14 protein-coding genes and 1 pseudogene are annotated in these 16,630 nt (G+C 69.6%); 6 read left to right on the top strand and 9 right to left on the bottom strand.

Translation table 11 applies throughout. The annotated features are described in order from the left end of the window. Positions 1 to 151 precede the first annotated feature (151 nt). Positions 152 to 1,015: an LLM class F420-dependent oxidoreductase gene (locus ACY5KJ_RS08400; RefSeq protein WP_462187505.1), complete on the bottom strand. Its 864-nt coding sequence runs from the start codon at positions 1,013 to 1,015 to the stop codon at positions 152 to 154. On the opposite strand from ACY5KJ_RS08400, the gene ACY5KJ_RS08395 reads away from it, so the two are divergent. After that, positions 987 to 1,421, top strand: coding sequence for a MerR family transcriptional regulator (locus ACY5KJ_RS08395; RefSeq protein WP_462203115.1), 435 nt, complete (start codon positions 987 to 989; stop codon positions 1,419 to 1,421). The two genes, ACY5KJ_RS08400 and ACY5KJ_RS08395, sit on opposite strands and share 29 nt — an antisense overlap. 143 nt (positions 1,422 to 1,564) lie before the next feature. Then, positions 1,565 to 1,939, top strand: a pseudogene (locus tag ACY5KJ_RS08390) (recombinase family protein); the annotation flags it as partial. Between the two features lie 112 nt (positions 1,940 to 2,051). Here ACY5KJ_RS08390 and ACY5KJ_RS08385 read toward each other — a convergent pair. From ACY5KJ_RS08385 to arc, 6 genes are all read right to left on the bottom strand, one after another. After that, the gene (locus ACY5KJ_RS08385) at positions 2,052 to 2,342 is read right to left on the bottom strand and encodes a hypothetical protein (protein ID WP_462187507.1); all 291 of its coding nucleotides are present in this window, start codon (positions 2,340 to 2,342) and stop codon (positions 2,052 to 2,054) included. 185 nt (positions 2,343 to 2,527) lie between these two features. Continuing rightward, positions 2,528 to 3,250, bottom strand: coding sequence for a proteasome subunit alpha (prcA, locus tag ACY5KJ_RS08380; protein ID WP_023841072.1), 723 nt, complete (start codon positions 3,248 to 3,250; stop codon positions 2,528 to 2,530). Between the two features lies 1 nt (position 3,251). Beyond that, complete coding sequence (prcB, locus tag ACY5KJ_RS08375; protein WP_462187502.1) at positions 3,252 to 4,076, bottom strand: proteasome subunit beta; 825 nt, start codon at positions 4,074 to 4,076, stop codon at positions 3,252 to 3,254. A gap of 343 nt (positions 4,077 to 4,419) precedes the next feature. Next, positions 4,420 to 4,638, bottom strand: coding sequence for a ubiquitin-like protein Pup (locus ACY5KJ_RS08370; RefSeq protein WP_462187500.1), 219 nt, complete (start codon positions 4,636 to 4,638; stop codon positions 4,420 to 4,422). A gap of 183 nt (positions 4,639 to 4,821) precedes the next feature. Further along, a complete protein-coding gene (gene dop, locus ACY5KJ_RS08365; RefSeq protein WP_462203114.1) occupies positions 4,822 to 6,339 on the bottom strand; it encodes a depupylase/deamidase Dop in 1,518 nt (505 codons plus the stop codon). A gap of 300 nt (positions 6,340 to 6,639) precedes the next feature. Beyond that, positions 6,640 to 8,445, bottom strand: a complete 1,806-nt coding sequence (gene arc, locus ACY5KJ_RS08360) for a proteasome ATPase (RefSeq protein ID WP_462187498.1) — start codon at positions 8,443 to 8,445, stop codon at positions 6,640 to 6,642. Positions 8,446 to 8,564: 119 nt separating this feature from the next. Between arc and ACY5KJ_RS08355 the strand changes: the two genes are divergently transcribed. Continuing rightward, positions 8,565 to 8,885 carry a ferredoxin gene (locus ACY5KJ_RS08355; protein ID WP_462187497.1) on the top strand — a complete coding sequence of 107 codons (321 nt, stop codon included), beginning with the start codon at positions 8,565 to 8,567 and terminating at the stop codon, positions 8,883 to 8,885. 93 nt (positions 8,886 to 8,978) lie between these two features. On the opposite strand, the gene ACY5KJ_RS08350 is transcribed toward ACY5KJ_RS08355, so the two are convergent. After that, entirely contained in the window at positions 8,979 to 9,977 is a 999-nt protein-coding gene (locus tag ACY5KJ_RS08350) for a tRNA (adenine-N1)-methyltransferase (RefSeq protein ID WP_462203116.1), read from the bottom strand. A gap of 44 nt (positions 9,978 to 10,021) precedes the next feature. Then, positions 10,022 to 11,224, bottom strand: coding sequence for a zinc metalloprotease (locus tag ACY5KJ_RS08345; protein ID WP_462187495.1), 1,203 nt, complete (start codon positions 11,222 to 11,224; stop codon positions 10,022 to 10,024). 85 nt (positions 11,225 to 11,309) lie between these two features. Between ACY5KJ_RS08345 and ACY5KJ_RS08340 the strand changes: the two genes are divergently transcribed. The 3 genes from ACY5KJ_RS08340 to ACY5KJ_RS08330 all read left to right on the top strand — a co-directional run bounded on the left by ACY5KJ_RS08340 (position 11,310) and on the right by ACY5KJ_RS08330 (position 16,514). Continuing rightward, complete coding sequence (locus ACY5KJ_RS08340; RefSeq protein WP_462203113.1) at positions 11,310 to 12,221, top strand: RecB family exonuclease; 912 nt, start codon at positions 11,310 to 11,312, stop codon at positions 12,219 to 12,221. A 347-nt stretch (positions 12,222 to 12,568) separates the two neighbouring features. Next, complete coding sequence (locus tag ACY5KJ_RS08335) at positions 12,569 to 13,978, top strand: ABC transporter ATP-binding protein (protein WP_462203112.1); 1,410 nt, start codon at positions 12,569 to 12,571, stop codon at positions 13,976 to 13,978. A gap of 4 nt (positions 13,979 to 13,982) precedes the next feature. Next, positions 13,983 to 16,514 (top strand): ABC transporter permease, encoded by a 2,532-nt coding sequence (locus tag ACY5KJ_RS08330; RefSeq protein WP_462187492.1) that lies wholly within the window; start codon positions 13,983 to 13,985, stop codon positions 16,512 to 16,514. Positions 16,515 to 16,630 lie beyond the last annotated feature (116 nt).

Genomic DNA, 16,630 nt, shown 5'->3' with positions numbered 1-16,630 from the left:
CCGCCGCGCCGGACCAGTGGCGGCGCAACCTGCGCGTCATTCTCGACGACCTGCGCCCGCCGGCTCCGGACTGATGGCCGCGGTTCGGCCGGCCACGGTACGGGCCTGGGACCACATCTGAGCCAGATCGCCTCGGATGGTCAGGTAATGGTCAGGTAGTTGGCTGCTTGACGCCGCCTCCGGCGCTGGCCAGCGGTCCCAGCTGGTCCAGCGCGCGCAGCGTCGCGTCGGCGTCGGTGATGGTGAGCAGCCCGAACAGGGCGCGACGGACACCACGGGCGCGCAGCCTCTCGAGCGTGGCCTCGTCGGGATCCATGAGCGGAACGGTCACCGGTGGCGTCGCCACCCCGGCCCGGTCCGCCTCCTCGGCCAGCTCGTCCAGGCCTTGGATCAGCTGGTCGACCGGAAGGGGCGGAGTGAGCCAGCCGTCGCGCCCGGCGATGATCCGGCGGAAGGTCGTCGGGCCCCATCCCCCGATCCAGACCGGCGGATACGGTCGCTGCACAGGCTTGGGCCGCTGGAAGACCGGATCGAAATCGACGAAGCGACCGTGGAACTCCGCCTCCTCGGTGGTCCAAAGCGCCTTCACCGCGGCCAACCGCTCCCGCATCAGCGCCATTCGAGTCGCCGGGTCGGTGCCGTGGTTGCGCATCTCCTCACGCAGCCAGCCGGCGCCGACGCCGAGTTCGAAACGGCCCTCGCTGACCAGGTCCAGGCTGGCCGCTTCCTTCGCCAACAGGAGCGGGTCCCGCTGGACCACGAGCGCGACCGCGGTGCCCACGCGCAACCGGGTGGTCGCGGTCGCCGCGGCCGTCAGACTGACGAAAGGATCAAGATTGCGGTAGTAGTCGCGGGGAATCTCGCCAAGCTCGGGGTGCGCTGTCTCCCGTCGGGCGGGGATGTGGGTGTGCTCAGCGACGAACAGTGATTCGAAGCCGCGCTCCTCGATCGCCCGGGCGAGCTGAGCAGGCCTGATCTGTTCGTCAGTGACCGCGGTGAAGATCCCGATATCCATGCGTCGCACCGTAGAGTCTGCCATCAGTGTCAGGGTCAAGAGCGAGGGCTGGAGGCTGGTCCTGGTGTTGATCGGCGAGCTGTCGACACAAACCGGCGCCAGCGTGCGGTCCTTGCGCCATTACGAGAAGAACGGGCTGCTCGTGGCGGAGCGCGGCGCCAACGGCTACCGCCATTTCCCGGAGTCCGCGGTGGAGACGGTGGCCCGGATCCAGGTGCTGCTCGGCGCCGGACTGTCGGTGGCGACGATCCGCCAGGTGCTGCCCTGCACCATCGACGCGACGCCGCGGATCGTGCCGTGTGCCCAGCTGTCGGCGACACTGCGCCGCGAGCTGGACCGGCTGGAGCTACAGGCCGCGTACCTCGATCGCGCACGTTTCCTGATCTCGACGATGCTCGCGGCCTGAGCGCCACAGGAAGTAGCCGGGCCTCCGGGGCGCAGAACCCGTCAGCCGCCGGTACTAGTGGAGCCGTCGTGTCAATGCGATAGTGTCCCGCTCCACCCGCTCCACCCGCTCCACCCGCTCCACCCGCAACCCGCGCGACCCCGATGGGCCGCATGCTGCTCCAGATGCTCGCCATGTTCGCGCAGTTCGAACGCGACACGATCATCGACCGGGTCATCGCCGGCATGGAACGCAAAGCCGCCAAGGGCCTGTGGATGGGCGGCAACCGGCCCTTCGGCTACCAGGTCGACCGCGCCAACTGGAAACTGCTCGCCGACGAGAAGGAAGCGCCCGTCGTCCGTCTGATCTTCAACCTCTACGTCCGCGACCGGCTCGGCACCCGCGCCATCGCCAAGACCCTCAACGAACGCGGCCACCGCACCACCACCGGCGGCCCCTGGTCCGGACACCAGGTGCTCCGCGTCCTGGACAACCGCATCTACCTCGGCGAACTGACCTTCCGCGAGATCACCGTCACCGACACCCACGAACCGATCATCGACGCGGCCCAGTTCGCTGAGGCCGAGAAGATCCTCACCATCCGCAGCGACGAACACACCCACCGGGCCGCCAGCGACTCCGACTACTACCTCACCGGCCGGATGCGCTGCCCGCAGTACCGCGCTCGCCGCCTTCTACCGCGACCACCAGCAGCTCATCGCCGACGCCGTCCACCACGCCCGCCAGCTCCACCACAACGCCCACGCCGACCGCATCGGCGAACTCGCCACCGTCCAGACCGACCTCACCCAGACCGACCAGGCCATCGACCACTACCTGTCCGCCTTCGAGCGCGGCACCCTCGACGAAAAAACCCTCGCCACCCGACTCGCCGCCCTGCGCACCAAGCAGAAGCAGCTCCGCCGCCGCCCTACCAGCCACAACGCCCCCGAAAGGAGCGGTTCGTACAATGCCAAACATGGTGGGGCGGGTGAGACTCGAACCCCGGGATGCCACGCGGAGCTCGGCATCCCGGGGTTCGGGGAGTCCTCCCCCGGTGGACATCGCGGCCCGCCAGGAACCGACCGATGGCCGGCGAACACGGTGGGCCGGTCGGGTGGCCGGGGTCAGGTGGCCGAGGTCTGCGCGAGCAGCCCCTCGAGTGCCGGGCCCACGATCCGCTTGAACATCCGTCGGGTCCGGGTCCGGTCCAGCATGCCGACCTCCAGGTTGGCGGCCGCGAGGACCCGCTCGCCATTCTGCGGCAGGCCCGGGGGCACCCCGACGGTCAGGGCCTGCACCGCGACGCGCAGCGCCTCGGCGAGCGGCTGGCCGTCCCGGTGATGCTCCTTCAGTGACGTCGTGACCTGCTCGGAGGCGCCACCGATCGCGACGAAGCCCCGCTCGTCGGCGATCGACCCGTCATAGGTCAGCCGGTAGATCTGGTCGTCGGCGATCGAGGTGCCGACCTCGGCGACGACGATCTCGACCTCGTAGGGCTTGACGCTCTCGCTGAAGATCGCACCGAGGGTCTGCGCGTAGGCGTTGGCGAGCGCGCGGCTGGTCACGTCACGCCGGTCGTACATATAGCCACGCGAGTCCATGAGACGGATGCCCGCCGTCCGCAGATTCTCGAACTCGTTGTACTTGCCGACCGCGGCGAACGCGATGCGGTCGTAGATCTCACTGATCTTGTGCAGGGTCGCCGACGGATTCTCGGCGACGAACAGGATCCCGTTCTCGTAGGTGAGGACGACGACGCTGCGACCCCGCGCGATGCCCTTGCGCGCGTACTCGGACTTGTCGCGGACCTGCTGTTCGGGGCTCGCGTATCCGAACGGCATGGTCACGTCAGCCTCCCGAGTTCGTTGAACGGTCCGCGATGATGGCCGTCACCACTGGTTCTATCTCATCGTCGGCATAGCGACGGTAGCCGTCCGCCGTCACGACCGCGACGATCGGGTACAGCTTGCGGATTACGTCCGGCCCGCCGGTCGCCGAGTCGTCGTCGGCGGCGTCGTAGAGGGCCTCGACGCTGATCCGGACGGCGTCGTCCTGGCTGAGATCGGACCGGAACCGCTTCTTCAGCGAACCCTTCGCGAACACCGAGCCCGAACCGATCGACTCGTACGTGCGCTCCTCCGACTTCGCCGCCGCGATGTCGTAGGAGAAGATCCGCCCCTTGCCCGTGTCGAGGTCGTACCCGGCGAACAGCGGGACGACGGCGAGGCCCTGCAGGGCCATCGGCAGGTTTCCCTTGACCATGGCCGCCAGCCGGTTGGCCTTCGCGTCCAGGCTCAGCGTCGACCCCTCGATCTTCTCGTAGTGCTCCAGCTCCACCTGGAACAGCCGGATCAGCTCGGCGCCGACCCCGGCAGTGCCGGCATACCCCACACAGGAGTAGTCGTCGGCGTGATGGACCTTCTCGACGTCCCGCTGAGCGATCATGTGCCCCTGTGTCGCGCGCCGGTCACCGGCCATGATCACGCCACCGGAAAACGCCACCGCCACGATCGTCGTGCCGTGCGCCACCTCGGTGACCGGCCCCGGCAGGCCACCCCGGGCCCCCGGCAGCAGGTGCGGCGCCGACCGCGACAGGAAATCGGCGAACGACGATGTTCCCGACGTCATGAACACAGCCGGTAGGCGCCCGGCGGCCCCCAATGGATCAGCCACGCATCCCCCTTCCGATAGTCGGTCACGTGAGCCGCGCGCCCGGGGCGTCCCCGAGGCTCCCGGCCCGACGTTACAGATGAAGCACAACATAGGGCTATCGCCCCCCGAAGCGGGCGGGCAGGCCGGTCGAACGAGTCGGCAGGGAAGGCGGTCACAGCCGCACGTGCGGCCCGCCGACCTGCGCCGGGGCACGCGGGCGGTGCGGCGCCGGGCCCCCGCGGCACGCGGCCTCACCCGGCGGCGTCGACCCCGCCAGAGCTACCACCGCCGGGCGTCATCCACGACGCCCGATACCACTGGCTACCGGCCCGCCGGTTACCGGACGGCCGGCTACGGACCGCCGTTACTGGCCGCCCTTCTGGACATAGCCCTTCACGAACTCCTCGACGTTCTCCTCTAGGACGTCGTCGATCTCGTCGAGCAGGGAATCGACGTCCTCGGAGAGCTTCTCGTGCCGCTCCTTGAGGTCGGAGGCACTCGTGTCCTCGGTCGCGACGTCGTCGATCTCCTCCGCCCGACGGTCCGCGTGTTGCTGCCCGCCGCCGCTGTCCCTGGTGGCCATGAAGCCCTCCTTCGATCGCCTGGCGCAACACTATCCCGCCCCACCGACACCATCCGTTCGATCGGTGAGAGGTCCACTCCATCACGAACCGGCCGTTCCGTCGCGACGTCCGCCCAGGGCGCAACGTGAACCCCCTGCCAGGGATCCGGCGCCGGCTCTCCCGACCGGGATCGGCGCCGGCTCTCAGCGGCCGGCGAGCGCGTCCACCAGATCACTCGCCGTGGGGCAGCGGGTGAGCAGCTCGCCCACGTGCGCCTTCGTGCCGCGCAGCGGCTCCAGCGTCGGCACCCGCTGCAACGAGTCCCGACCGATGTCGAAGATGACCGCGTCCCAGGACGCGGCGGCGACCTGCTGCGGGTAGAGCGCGAGGCAGCGGCCCCGGAAGAAGGCGCGGGTGTCCTCGGGAGGCTCGGTCATCGCCCGGGTGACCTCCTCCTCGCTGACGACGAGATCGAACCGGCCCCGGGCCACCAGGCGGTTGTAGAGGCCCTTGTCCGGACGGACGTCGTGGTACTGCAGGTCGACGAGCTCCAGCCGCGGCGAGTCCCAGGCCAGGCCGTCCCGCGACCGGTAGCCCTCCAGAATCGACAGCTTCGCGACCCAGTCGAGCTCGCGGACGCAGCTCATCGGGTCGACCTCGAGGCGGCCGAGGATCGACTCCCAGCGGGAGAGCATGTCGGCGGTCTGGCCGTCGACGTCGGCACCGAACCGGTCCTCGACGTACTTGCGGGCCTGCTCGAAGTACTCCATCTGCAGTTGCACCGCGGTCATCCGACGACCGTCGCGCAGAGTCACCAGATGCTTGAGGGACGGATCGTGCGAGATCGCCCGCAGCGCCGCCACGGGCCCGTCCACCGACAGGTCCGCGGTGAACCAGCCGTCCTCGATCATCGCGAGGACCAGGGAGGTCGTTCCCACCTTCAGGTAGGTGGCGACCTCGCTCATGTTCGCGTCGCCGATGATGACGTGCAGCCTGCGGTACTTCTCCGGGTCGGCGTGCGGCTCGTCCCGGGTGTTGATGATGGGCCGCTTCAGCGTGGTCTCGAGCCCCACCTCGACCTCGAAGAAGTCGGCCCGCTGGCTGATCTGGAACCCCGGCTCCCGGCCGTCGATGCCGATCCCGACCCGCCCGGCCCCGCAGACGACCTGACGGGAGACGAAGAACGGGGTGAGGTTGCGGACGATCTCCCCGAAAGGCGTCGACCGTGCCATCAGGTAGTTCTCATGGCATCCGTACGAGACGCCCTTGTTGTCGGTGTTGTTCTTGTAGAGGTAGACCGGCTTGGAGCCGGGCACAGACAACGCCCGGCGGGCGGCCTCGGCCATCACCCGCTCCCCGGCCTTGTCCCACAGCACGACGTCGCGAGGGTTGGTGACCTCGGGCGAGGAGAACTCCGGGTGCGCATGATCGACATAGAGCCGCGCCCCGCTGGTCAGGATGACGTTGGCCAGGCCGAGATCGTCCTCGTTGGCCGGGGCGCTCGGATCGACCGCCGGCTCGCGGGGCAGTTCGAAGCCCCGGGCGTCGCGCAGCGGTGACTCCTCCTCGAAGTCCCACCGGGCGCGGCTGCCCGACGCCGACGTTCGACTGGCATACGAGTTCACCACCAACGACGAGGCCAACATCTGATTGGTGTTCGGCTGACCGGGCACCGATACGCCGTACTCGGTCTCGATCCCCATGATCCGGCGCGCGCTCACTCTGCAAGCGTAGGTGCTGCACGGGCGGTCGGTTGGCCGGACGTCTGCCTTGTTTGCTCTGGGCCGCTCGGGATGACACGTCCGCTGCCACGCCTATCGTCAGAATTCGGTGGCGGCACGGTAGTCCGACCGACCGGCGTTCACCAAGGATGCGGGCGGGAGGATACACCCAGGGGTGCCAGTGCCGCAATGCCCAGAGCAACGCCGTGGGCCCCGGGGCCCACGGCGATGGCTCGGGTCCCGCCGTCGGGCGGGACCCGAGCCCCTTACAGGTACCGGCCGTTACAGGTACTGCGACCGTTACAGATACTGGCCGGTGTTCGCGATCGTGTCGATCGAACGGCCGGCCTCGGTACCCTTCGTTCCGGTGACAAGCGTGCGGATGTAGACGATCCGCTCACCCTTCTTGCCGGAGATCCGGGCCCAGTCGTCCGGGTTGGTCGTGTTCGGGAGGTCCTCGTTCTCCTTGAACTCGTCCATGCAGGCGGCGAGCAGGTACTGCATGCGCAGCCCCTTCTGCCCGCCCTCGATGTGCTCCTTGACCGCCATCTTCTTGGCCCGGGCGACGATGTTCTCGATCATCGCACCGGAGTTGAAGTCCTTGAAGTACAGGACCTCCTTGTCGCCGTTGGCGTAGGTCACCTCGAGGAAGCGGTTCTCCTCGCTCTCCGCGTACATCCGCTCGACCACGCGCTGGATCATGGCCTGAACGGTCGCCTCCCGGTTACCGCCGAACTCGGCCAGGTCATCCGGGTAGAGCGGCAGCTCCGGCACGACGTACTTGGCGAAGATGTCCCGAGCCGCCTCGGCGTCGGGCCGCTCCACCTTGATCTTCACGTCGAGCCGACCCGGCCGCAGGATCGCCGGATCAATCATGTCCTCGCGGTTGGACGCGCCGATCACGATGACGTTCTCAAGCTGCTCGACGCCGTCGATCTCGCTGAGCAGCTGCGGGACGATCGTGTTCTCCACGTCCGAGGACACCCCCGAGCCACGGGTCCGGAAGATCGAGTCCATCTCGTCGAAGAACACGATCACCGGCATCCCCTCGGACGCCTTCTCGCGCGCCCGCTGGAACACCAGCCGGATCTGCCGCTCGGTCTCGCCGACGAACTTGTTGAGCAGCTCGGGACCCTTGATGTTCAGAAAAAACGCCCGACCGGTGCCCTGGCCGGTCTTCGCCTCGACCTTCTTGGCCAGCGAATTGGCGACCGCCTTGGCGATCAGCGTCTTGCCGCAGCCGGGCGGGCCGTAGAGCAGCACACCCTTCGGTGGCTTGAGCTGATGCTCCCGGTAGAGCTCCTTGTACAGAAACGGCAGCTCGACCGAGTCCCGGATCGACTCGATCTGGCTCTTCAGGCCGCCGATCTGTTCGTAGCCGATGTCGGGAACCTCTTCGAGGACGAGCTCCTCGACCTCGGACTTGGGAATCCGCTCGAAGGCGTAGCCGGAACGGGATTCGATCAACAACGAGTCCCCGGACCGGATCGGTCCGTCGAGCAGCGGCTGGGCCAGCATGACCACCCGCTCCTCGTCGGTGTGACCGAGCACCAGCGCCCGGTCCCCGCCCTCGAGGACCTCTTTGAGTAGGACGATCTCACCCTGCCGCTCGAACGCGCGCGTCTCGACCACGTTCAGCGCCTCGTTGAGCATGACCTCCTGGCCGGGCAAGAGATCACTGATGTTGACGCTCGGCGACACGGTCACCCGGAGCTTTCTGCCCTGAGTGAACACGTCGACGGTGCCGTCGTCGTAGGAGGAGACAAAGATCCCGTAGCCGCTGGGCGGCTGCGCGAGCCTGTCGACCTCCTCCTTCAGGGTGACGATCTGGTCTCGCGCCTCGCGGAGGGTCGCGACGAGCCTGTCGTTCTGTCCCGTGACAGCCGACAACTCCGCCTGGATCTCCGCGAGCCGTTCCTCCAGCACCCTGAGCTGCCTGGGCGATTCGGACAACCTACACCGCAGCATGGTCACTTCCTCTTCCAGGAAGGCGACCTGCGTCGTGAGCTCGTGTGTTTCCTTCTCGTACGCCGACCGCCGTGATTCGGCATCACCTGGACGACCCGTGCTCCCACCGGAGCCAGAGCCCGAACGGGGACCGGACACTGCGCCTCCACCTCCCCCGTGCTGACCGGGACGCACCCACACTACCGTTGTGACCGCCGCTGGCAGGCCGGTCGGGCAAGGACGATCCAGCTTTGCCGTAAACAGCGGGTTACGGTGCCATGCTGACAGAAGATCGGAGCCCTGTGGCAACTCCAGCGAAGCCGGGCGTTTCGGCAGACCTGCGGGTAAGGGTCGACCAAGATGCCTGCACCGGCGACGGTCTGTGCGTGCAGCTCGCTCCCGCCGTCTTCGAGTTCGACGTCGACGGTCTGGCCTACGTCAAGGACAGCGCGGGCGAGCTGCAGATGCAGCCCGGCGCCTACGTCCCGGTGCCGCTGCCGCTCGTCGACGCGGTGGTCGACGCGGCCGACGAGTGCCCAGGGACGTGCATCTACGTGGAACGCGACGGCACGCTGGAGGCCGGCGGGCCCGTCGGCTGACGACTGGCCCGCCCGGCCGGCACACTCGCGACCACGGCCTGCCCCATGGAACCCCATGGGAATGGCCTGCCCCCTGGGACCCCATGGGATACGTCACATCGGCTGGATCGTCGCCGACCCTGGGTCGGCATCCCGGGACCGGTCGGTCTCGGACCCGGTCTCAGAGCTGGGCTCGGACCCGGGCTCGAGGACAGACCCGGGCTCGAGGGCGGGGTCGAGGCCGATCGGCGCGCCTTTCGCCGGCCGGCGGCGGCGCACCGGAGGAGTGACCCCCTCGGCGAGGCGCCGCGCGGTCACCAGGAAACCGGTGTGGCCGACCATGCGGTGACCGGGCCGCACGGCCAGACCCTCGACATGCCAGTCCCGCATCATCGACTCCCACGCCGCGGGCTCCGTGAACGTGCCGTGCGCCCGTAGCGTCTCGACGATCCGGGAAAGCTGGGTGGTGGTAGCGACGTAGGCACAGACCACCCCGCCGGGCACCAGCGCCGCGCTGACGGCGTCAACGACCTCCCAGGGCGCGAGCATGTCGAGGACGGCCCGGTCGACGTCACGCTCGGTTGTCTCGGCCAGGTCCCCGACCAGCACGGTGTGGGCGGGATGCGGGCCGCCGAAGAACGCCTCGATGTTGCGCCGGGCAATCTCGGCGAAGTCCGCGCGCCGCTCGTAGGAGACCAGACGCCCGGAGTCGCCGATGGCACGCAGCAGCGAGCACGACAGCGCCCCGGACCCGACGCCGGCCTCCAGCACCCGGGCGCCCGGGAAGATGTCCGCATAGGTGACGATCTGCGCCGCATCCTTGGGGTACACCACGGTCGCCCCGCGCGGCATGGACAGCACGAAGTCGACGAGCAGCGGGCGCAGCGCCAGGTAGTCGGTGCCACCCGTGCTGGTGACGACGATCCCCTCCGGCCGGCCGAGCAGGGCGTCATGCTCGACGGCTCCCCGGTGGGTGTGAAACTGCCTGCCCGGTTCGAGGACGACGGTGTGCCGGCGCCCCTTGGGATCGGTCAGCTGCACCCGGTCGCCCTTGGTGAACAGGCCCCGGCGATGAGCGGCGCCGGTCGGGGGCGGAGCGTAACCGCCGGCCAGGGACGGCACCTCCCCCGGGGACACCGGCTCGTCGGGCGGGGCGCTCACCGGGACGCCACCATGCGGGCGGCGGCGGCCGGATCGATATGGGCGACGAGATCCACCATCGCGAGCACGCCGACCGGGCGGCCCGCCTGCTCCACGAGGTACTCCGACGCCGGCACCCGCTGCACAGCCGCCAGCAGGGCCTCGCCTTCCAGATCGGCGTCGAGGACCATGCCGGGCGAGATCACCCGACTCACTTCATCCACGGTCATCCAGGGTCTCCGATGCTCCGGCAGCGCGTCGACCGCGGAGCCATTCATGATCTTCAGGGAACTGCCATCACGGTCGATCACCGCGACGGCGGTGGCGCCGACCTCCTGGGCTCGCCGCAGCGCCTCCGCCAGCGGGACGGCACCCTCGACGGGCAGCGTCCGGCGCGCAAGGCGGCCGGCGCACAGGCCGGGCAGCCGCTCCCGCACCTGCGCGGCGCGCAGCGACTGGTAGGCCGCGAACGCGAGGAAGCCCGCCAGGGCATAGGTGTACACCATGCCGATGCCGTCGGAGGTCGACGCACCCCAGACGACCAGGCCGGCGGCGACGACGAACCCGCCGTAGGCACCGGCCCGCAGCCCCCGCAGCTTGTCGCGCGTCAGGCCCCACACCGCGGCGACGACCACCCGTCCACCGTCCAGCGGGAGGCCGGGTGCCAGGTTGAAGAGGAACAACGCGATGTTGATGAGTCTGAGATCGTGCAGGACCGCGCCGGCATCGCTGGTGTCGTCGAGGCCGAGCAGGCCGAGGTGACAGCCGGCGGCCAGCACCCCGTTGACCGCCGGGCCGACGAAGGCGATCAGGAACTCGCGGCCGGCACTGCGGGGCTCCGGCTCGAACTCGGTGAACCCGGCGAAGCCGTGCAGGGTTACGGACCGCACGGTGTGACCGAACGCCAGCGCCGTCAGAGCGTGACCGATCTCGTGGGCGAGCAGGGAGGCCAGGAAGCCGATAGAGATCAACGAGGAGAGCGCGAGGATCCGCCCGTCGGACGCCAGCGGCAGCCGGTCGCGGATCGAGCCGGAGAGCAGGTAGGCGACGAGGACGGCAAAGACGATGGCGAACGGCGAGATGACGATGGGAACGCCGCGGATCCGCCCGACCAGCACGCCGGGGGGGCGCTCACTTGGAGCCTGCCCCGCCGGGCTCGCGCCGCCGTGGGCGCTCGAGCCTGCGCCGCCCGAACCCGCGCCGCCGTGCTGATCCGCCATGGATCCGATGCTACGGACCATACTCCGACCCGTCGTCCGGGACCGAGTGGCAAAGATGTTGGTGGGGGGATCTAGGGTCCAGGACATGACCTCGACGCAGCGCTCTCCTGCCATCCCGGGACCGGTGGCGTCGGCCGCACCCCGGCCGTTGATTGGTTCACTGTCACCGTCGCGGGCGGCGGACTTCGTCAACTGTCCGTTGCGCTACCGGTTCCGGGTCGTCGACCGGCTCCCCGAGCCGCCGAGCGAGGCCGCGACCCGCGGGACTGTGGTGCACGCGGTCCTGGAGAAGCTGTTCGATCTCCCGGCGTCCCGGCGTACCCTGCAGGCCGCACGGGAGCTGGTCGAGCCGGCCTGGGATACGGTGCGCGCCCGCGAGCCGGCGGTCGATACGCTGTTCGGTGGCCGCGACGAACTGGCGGCGTGGTTGGAGTCGGCCCGCGAACTGCTCGCCGGGTACTTCGCGCTGGAGGATCCGTCACGACTGGCGCCGGTGGCCCGCGAGCTGTACGTCGAGCACGTGCTCGACTCCGGCCTGCGGCTGCGGGGCTACCTGGACCGGCTCGACGAGGCGACCACGGCGCAGGGACCCGCCCTGCGGGTGGTCGACTACAAGACCGGCCGCTCGCCCGGTCCGGCGTTCGAGAGCTCGGCGATGTTCCAGATGAAGTTCTACGCCCTGCTGCTCTGGCGGATCCGTGGAGTGCTCCCGCGCGAGCTGCGGCTGTACTACCTCGGCGACCGCACCTGGCTGCGGGCCACCCCCGACGAGGCCGACCTGCGGGCCACCGAGCGGCGGATCGAGGCCCTGTGGGCGGCGATCGACCGCGCGCACCGCACCGGGGACTGGCGCGCCACCCCGAACAGACTGTGTTCCTGGTGCGACCATCAGGCTCGATGCCCAGCCTTCGGCGGCACCCCACCACCGCTACCGCAGCAGACATCCATGGTGCCGCTCGACGAGGCCGCCCCCACCGTCTGCGAGGCGGACGGCTGATGGCGGTCTCAGGCCGGGCCCCGTTCCCCGCGGACAGCCCGTTTACGGTGCCGACATCCTCGGCTCGCCGGCGGCGGTGGCTCCACCGGGCCTCCTCGGGGGCACTCCAGATCACCCGATTACCAAAAGTAATATCGATCGGATCTTCAGTACTGCCAGCGGTACAGTCGGCGACGGCGAGATGCCGATCATCGTTCGGTCGTTGGGGAGATCGACCACGGTAGCCGAACGGCCGCCCCAGGTCAGTCGGGGCCGAGCGCAGGCAGGACAGGCACGACGTGTCGAGAGAGACCGTGTCGAGAGACGTCGAGAGAGACACAGCGCGCCGCGAGGGAGAGGACATCACGATGGCCCGACGGACCGGATCGTCCCGAGGCGGGAAGCGGGGCGCGGTCGCGGGCAGCCCGCCCGGCCGGGAGGACCGCGGGTCGCGGCCCGGCGAGTACGCTGCCGGCCGCGACGGCCGGGCTCCCGAGCACCCGGGCGGCCGGCGAGAAGACGGACCGGACGCCGCACCCGCGGCCCGCGCCGCCAAGCTGACGAAGGTCTATGGCTCCGGTGATACCATCGTCACGGCACTGCGCGAGATCAACCTGGCCTTCCCCCGCGGCCGATTCACCGCAATCATGGGGCCGTCCGGGTCGGGGAAGTCGACGCTGATGCACTGCCTGGCCGGGTTGGACACGGTCACCCGGGGACGGGTCTTCATCGGCAATGTGGACCTGTCCCGGCTGTCCGACAAGCAACTGACCCAGTTGCGTCGCGACCGCATCGGGTTCATCTTCCAGCAGTTCAACCTGCTGCCCACGCTGACCGCGGCCGAGAACATCACGCTGCCGTTGAGCATCGCCGGGCGTTCGCCGGACCGGGCCTGGATGCGCACCGTCGTTGACGCGGTCGGTCTCGCACCGCGGTTGAAGCACCGGCCGAGCGAACTCTCGGGCGGTCAGCAGCAACGGGTTGCCTGCGCGCGGGCACTGGTCACCCGGCCGGAGATCATCTTTGCCGACGAGCCGACCGGCAACCTCGACTCCCAGTCGGGAGCCGAGGTGCTGTCGTTCCTGCGTGACTCGGTCTCCGAACTCGGGCAGACAATCGTCATGGTCACCCACGACGCGACGGCGGCGTCCTACTCGGACGAAGTGATCTTCCTTGCCGACGGTCGACTCGTTGACGCGATCGCGAACCCGACCGCGGAGGAGGTGCTGGACCGGATGAAGCACCTCGACGCCGCCGCGGACGGCTTGGCGGCCGACGGCGAGATCGCTGACGGCCGGGACGGTGGCTTCGAAGAACACGACGCCGACAGGCGCACCCCCCGCTACCGCGACGACCATAACGACACCGACGGTCGCTACGGGCCTGCCGGTGGCTACCCAGACCAGGTCTACCCAGACCAGCCGACCTACGGGCGGGACGAGCACGATCCCTATCAGAACCATTACCCGGAGCGGCGCACCGGCCAGTTCGAGGCAATCCCCGCCCCGGACCTCGGGCCCGACGCCGGTGGGCAGCCGGCCTCCAGGCGGGTCGGCGGCACGCGCCACGGTGAGGAGTACCACTCCGGCCGCTCCCACCACCGGCCGGTGCCGAGCCCTGGCGGCGGGCCTCCACTCACCGACCCCGGCCGCACCGGCGGTTTCGGTCCTCGCCCCGGCCATGTTGACGGCCCCGGCCATGTCGACGGCCCCGGCCGTGTTGACGGCGGACGGGACAGTTACCACCCGGATGACACGGAGCCGGCGGGCTGGACCTGAGCCGATGCTGCGCGCCACCCTCAAGAGCCTGCTGGCCCGCAAGGCCCGGCTGGTGCTCTCCATGCTGGCGGTCGTCGCCGGGGTGAGCTTCGTGACCGGGACCCTGGTCCTGACCGACACCCTCAACCGGACGTTCGACACCCTCTTCACCAACATCAACAAGAACGTCAGCGTCGCCGTGCGCTCGGTCAACGCGATCGACCCGACGAGCGACGTCGGCCGCCCGCCGCTACCGGCCTCGCTCCTCCCCACCACCGCCGGAGTGGACGGGGTGCGGGTGGCGGTTGGCAAGGTCAACGGCCAGGCCGTCCTCGTCGACCCGGCCACCGGCAAGCCCTCGAACACCAACGGTGCGCCGGGGATCGGTATCAGCTGGACCGGGGGTCAGCCCACCTCGGCGGAGGAGATCGCCGAGGGTCGCCCGCCCGGCCCCGGGGAGATCGTCGTCGACCGGGCGACCGCGGAGAAGCTCCACCTGCCGCTCGGGGCAAAGATCTCGGTGCAGACCAAGGGTCCGCCCGCGCAGTACACCCTGGTCGGCACCTTCCGGATCGGCGGTCAGGACAGTCTCGGGGGCGCCGCCATCACCGCGTTCGACACCGCCACCGCCCAGCGGGTCCTGCTCGCGCCCGACCGGTTCAGCGCGATCCACCTGGCCGCCGAGCCCGGCCTGACCCAGGAGGAGCTGCGGGCCCGAGTCGCCGCCGCGCTCCCGCCGGGTGTCGAGGCGATCACCGGCAGGCAGTTGGCGGATGAGAGCGCCAGTGCCGTGCAGAACGCCGTCAGCGGCTTCTCCACCTTTCTGCTGATCTTCGCCGCCATCTCGGTCTTCGTTGGCGCCTTCATCATCTTCAACACCTTCACGATGCTCGTCGCCCAACGGGTGCGGGAACTGGCCCTGCTGCGAGCGATCGGGGCGAGCAAACGTCAGGTCCAGGTGTCCCTGCAGGTCGAAGCGGCGCTGGTCGGCTTCGCCGGGGCCAGTGCCGGCCTGGTGGCCGGCACTGGGCTCGCGCTGCTGCTGCGCGCCGCCGTCGGCCTGTTCGGCGTGGAGCTGCCCAGCGGTGCGCTGGTCTTCCGCCCCCGCACCGTCGTGATCGCCTACACCGTCGGTGTGCTCATCACCGCCGCGGCGGCGTTCGTGCCAGCCCGCAAGGCCGCGTCGGTGCCACCGATCGCGGCGATGCGGGAGACCTACGTGCTGCCGACCCGCTCGCTGCGCTCCCGGGCGATCGCCGGGTCGGTGCTCACCGCGCTCGGCATCGTCCTGATGATCCTCGGCACTGCCTCGGCGGGCAAGCCGGGAGCCACCGCCGTCGGGGTGGGCGCGGCGGGGATCTTCCTCGGCGTCGCCACCCTCTCACCGCTGCTGTCCGGACCGATCATCCGGGTCCTCGGCGCACCGTTGGCGAGGATGTTCGGGGCCACCGGCCGGCTCGGCCGGGAGAACGCGATGCGCAACCCGCGCCGGACCGCCTCCACCGCCTCCGCGTTGATGATCGGACTCGCCCTGGTCAGCGCCTTCTCCGTGCTCGGACAGTCGATCAAGGAGTCGGTGCGGGAGACAGTGTCGAACAGCCTCGGCGCCAATTTCTACCTGACTCCCCAGAACTTCGGGCAGGGATTCAGCGGTGAGGTGGCTCGCGAGCTGGCCGGCAAGCCCGGCATCGAGATCGCCACGGGTCTTCGGGGCGGCCTGGTGAAGATCTCCGGGCAGAGCTCCCAGGTGCTGGCCGGCGACCCGGCGGGTCTGGTCAAGATGCTGGCCATCAAGGAGGTGACCGGTGACGTCCACGCCCTCGGCGACGGCACGATCCTGGCCGAGGACTCCACCGCCGCGGACCACCAGCTACGGGTGGGGCAGAAGGTCCCGGTCACCTTCGCTGACGGCCGCGCGGAGCTGACCCTGGTGGGCACCTACAAGAAGAGCCAGGTAGCCGGCAAGTGGATCATCTCCACGAGCGAGTTCGCCCGGCATTCCACCGATGACCTCGACCTGTTTGTCCTGGTGAAGAGGGCGAGCGGGGCAGACCCGGCGATGGTCCGGGCCGAGATCGCCACGGTGGTCAAGTCGTTCGCCACCGTGGCGGTCCGGGACCAGTCCGAGTTCGTCGCACAGCAGGAGAAGCAGGTCGACCAGCTGCTCGGGTTCATCTACGTGCTGCTGGCCTTGGCAGTCGTCATCGCACTGTTCGGTATCGTCAACACCCTGGCGCTCTCGGTAATCGAACGGACCCGGGAGATCGGTCTGCTGCGTGCGGTCGGCATGACGCGGTCGCAGATGAGGCTGATGGTCATCCTTGAATCAATGATCATCTCGGTCTTCGGAGCCGTGCTGGGCGTCGTCGTCGGGAGCATCTTCGGCTGGGCGCTGACGAAGGCGCTGGCCTCCCTGGGAATCAGCACGTTCGCCTACCCGGTACGGACGATCCTGCTCGTGGTCCTCACCGGGGCGATCCTCGGCGTGCTCGCCGCCGTCTTCCCCGCCCGGCGCGCCGCCCGCATGGACGTCCTGCGCGCCATCTCCGCCGTCTGACCCAGCACCCACCAGCACCGGCCAGCACCCGGAACGGGCGAATCCGGGGGAGCAAGGCACGGTCCCGGCCCCGCGAACCGTGCCTTGCTCCCCCGAACTCCCCCGGGCCCCCCGGC

It is taken from the genome of Frankia sp. CcWB3 (assembly GCF_977927595.1).
The sequence above is the reverse complement of the archived record's forward strand: the minus strand, read 5'-3'. Positions and strand labels throughout refer to the sequence as shown.

Excerpts from the sequence above, each read along its gene's own strand:
- ACY5KJ_RS08335 (WP_462203112.1), top strand. The coding sequence starts at position 12,569 with ATGGCCCGACGGACCGGATCGTCCCGAGGCGGGAAGCGGGGCGCGGTC.
- ACY5KJ_RS08370 (WP_462187500.1), bottom strand. The coding sequence starts at position 4,638 with ATGGCCACCAGGGACAGCGGCGGCGGGCAGCAACACGCGGACCGTCGG.
- ACY5KJ_RS08400 (WP_462187505.1), bottom strand. The coding sequence starts at position 1,015 with ATGGATATCGGGATCTTCACCGCGGTCACTGACGAACAGATCAGGCCT.
- ACY5KJ_RS08345 (WP_462187495.1), bottom strand. The coding sequence starts at position 11,224 with ATGGCGGATCAGCACGGCGGCGCGGGTTCGGGCGGCGCAGGCTCGAGC.
- ACY5KJ_RS08340 (WP_462203113.1), top strand. The coding sequence starts at position 11,310 with ATGACCTCGACGCAGCGCTCTCCTGCCATCCCGGGACCGGTGGCGTCG.
- ACY5KJ_RS08330 (WP_462187492.1), top strand. The coding sequence starts at position 13,983 with ATGCTGCGCGCCACCCTCAAGAGCCTGCTGGCCCGCAAGGCCCGGCTG.
- ACY5KJ_RS08355 (WP_462187497.1), top strand. The coding sequence starts at position 8,565 with ATGCTGACAGAAGATCGGAGCCCTGTGGCAACTCCAGCGAAGCCGGGC.